This window comes from uncultured Paraglaciecola sp. (assembly GCF_913058035.1).
Classification (GTDB): domain Bacteria; phylum Pseudomonadota; class Gammaproteobacteria; order Enterobacterales; family Alteromonadaceae; genus Paraglaciecola.
In genome coordinates this window covers 1-2092 of sequence record NZ_CAJXPA010000342.1, presented here as the reverse complement: position 1 = coordinate 2092, position 2092 = coordinate 1, and the positions used below count along the sequence as shown (strand labels likewise).

2 protein-coding genes are annotated in these 2092 nt (G+C 38.0%); both read right to left on the bottom strand.

Annotated elements, in window-relative coordinates:
* Nucleotides 1-58: 58 nt before the first annotated feature.
* Nucleotides 59-793: an ABC transporter permease subunit gene (locus QZ562_RS21090; protein WP_293764698.1), complete on the bottom strand. Its 735-nt coding sequence runs from the start codon at nt 791-793 to the stop codon at nt 59-61.
* Complete coding sequence (locus QZ562_RS21085) at nt 793-1728, bottom strand: ABC transporter ATP-binding protein (protein ID WP_293764695.1); 936 nt, start codon at nt 1726-1728, stop codon at nt 793-795. Before QZ562_RS21085 ends, QZ562_RS21090 begins: the two co-directional genes overlap by 1 nt.
* Nucleotides 1729-2092: the final 364 nt, after the last annotated feature.

Below are 2092 nucleotides of genomic sequence, written 5' to 3'. Positions count from 1 at the left end.
ATGAACACCAATACTATCAAAAGCAAATTAACTGATGAAGTCAGTTTATGCTGCATAACTAGTCCGCCTTCTTTTGTTCAATTATAACTAAGCCAGCAAACAACCAACAGATAGTCACCAGCAAAAAGTAAATTAAATCATTTAAAGCAATCACACCTTTGGCCATAGATTCAAAATGTGTCAAAAAGCTTAACGATGCCACAACATCAATAACTTCGCTGGGCGCCCAACTTTTAAATGCATCAAGCACAATATTACTGCCACTAACCACAAATACAAAGCACACCACCACTGACAAAATAAAGGCGACAACTTGGTTCTTAGTCATCGCTGACATACACATACCAATAGACAAAAATGCACCTGACATCAACCAACTACCAATATAAGCGGCAACGATAATACCATTGTCTGGGTCACCCAGATAATTAACTGTTAACCACAATGGAAAAGTTAGCAACAGCGACAAACCTAATACCGCCCAAGCGGCAAGATGTTTGGCCATCATAGCCTGCCACGTGCTAATTGGTAGTGTCATTAGTAACTCAATAGTGCCGCTTTTTCGCTCCTCAGACCAACTACGCATGGAGATAGCAGGAACCAAGAAGAGGTATAACCAAGGATGAAAATTAAAAAATGGTAATAAATCGGCTTGACCTCGTTCATAAAAACCACCAACAAAAAATGTAAACACGCTCGATAAAATTAAGAATATACCTATAAAAACATAGGCAACAGGTGTCGCAAAAAAACTAGAAAACTCACGTCTAAATAGAATGCTTATTTTACTCATTACACGTTCTCCTCTTGAGAGTTTTTTTGAGTAATTTGTCTAAACACTTGCTCTAAACTACCTTGTTCCACATATAAGCTGTCTACTGGCAATTTGCATCGCTGAGCATGAGCTGTAACCAAATGTAGTATATCTGCCCCTGGTTTAGGAAAGATAGTCACACGCCCTGTAGCTAAATCTTCTTCTATTTCTGCTACACCCTCTAACTCTCCCAATTCAGAAACATCTGCACGATAACTAAAATGCAAGGTCACTGCTCCATAATACTTAGATTGTCGGTTAAGGGCTTTTGGCGTGTCATCAAACAAAAGTTTACCCTTTGCAATGATCATTACACGATTACACACAGCTGTCATTTCTTCCAAAATATGGGTTGATATGATGACAATTTTATCTTTTGATAAATTTTTAATCAGTTCGCGAACTTGATATTTCTGGTTTGGATCAAGTCCATCAGTAGGTTCATCAAGGATCAATATTTCCGGGTCATGGATCAAAGCCTGTGCAAGACCTACTCGCCTCTTAAAACCTTTGGATAGATTATCAATAGGTTTATCTAATACTTCTTGAAGCTCGACCTGTTCGACTACTCTTTGGATTCTTGCCGCTTTTTCAGTGCCTTTGTAACCTCTAACCCGAGCAATAAAACTCAAAAACTGCAGTGTTGTCATATCTCCATAAGCTGGAGCACCCTCTGGTAGGTAACCAATTTTCTTTTTTATTTCTAATGCAGAGTGCTTAAAAGATAAGTCACTGATATGAATATCACCACTTGTGGGAAGTAAGAAGCCTGTCAACATCTTCATGGTTGTTGACTTACCTGCTCCGTTTGGCCCTAAAAAACCCACCACATCACCTGGCATGATATCAAATGAAAGATCATTAACAGCTTGGAAACCATTAAATGATTTAAATAAATTTTTGACTGAGATCATAATAATCCTGTAATGACCAATATAGAGTCCGAAACATATATGGTGTTTGTCCGATGATTTTCAATATTTCTCTTAGCAGTTTACAAAAATAGTTACAAAATAAGGACATTAATACTGCGTACTGAGCTATTTTTACAACCTGCAAGCTATTAGCTTGGCATCACAACCAATTTCCCTTATTGTTTGTGCATGGAAAACATTAATTCATCACTCTTTACTGCGCCTTTTCAGCGACCTAGCCGTTATTCTATATTCAAAAGAATAGCGAATCTGGTCTTGGCTGTTGTGGGGTGTATTGCCTGTATTAACCTTTGGCTTATCAGTTCAGAACAATCACTAAATTGGCATTCTAAACAGGCGAATC

Bases quoted from the DNA above. Each gene is read 5' to 3' on its own strand.
- QZ562_RS21090 (WP_293764698.1), bottom strand. From the start codon at position 793: ATGAGTAAAATAAGCATTCTATTTAGACGTGAGTTTTCTAGTTTTTTT.
- QZ562_RS21085 (WP_293764695.1), bottom strand. From the start codon at position 1,728: ATGATCTCAGTCAAAAATTTATTTAAATCATTTAATGGTTTCCAAGCT.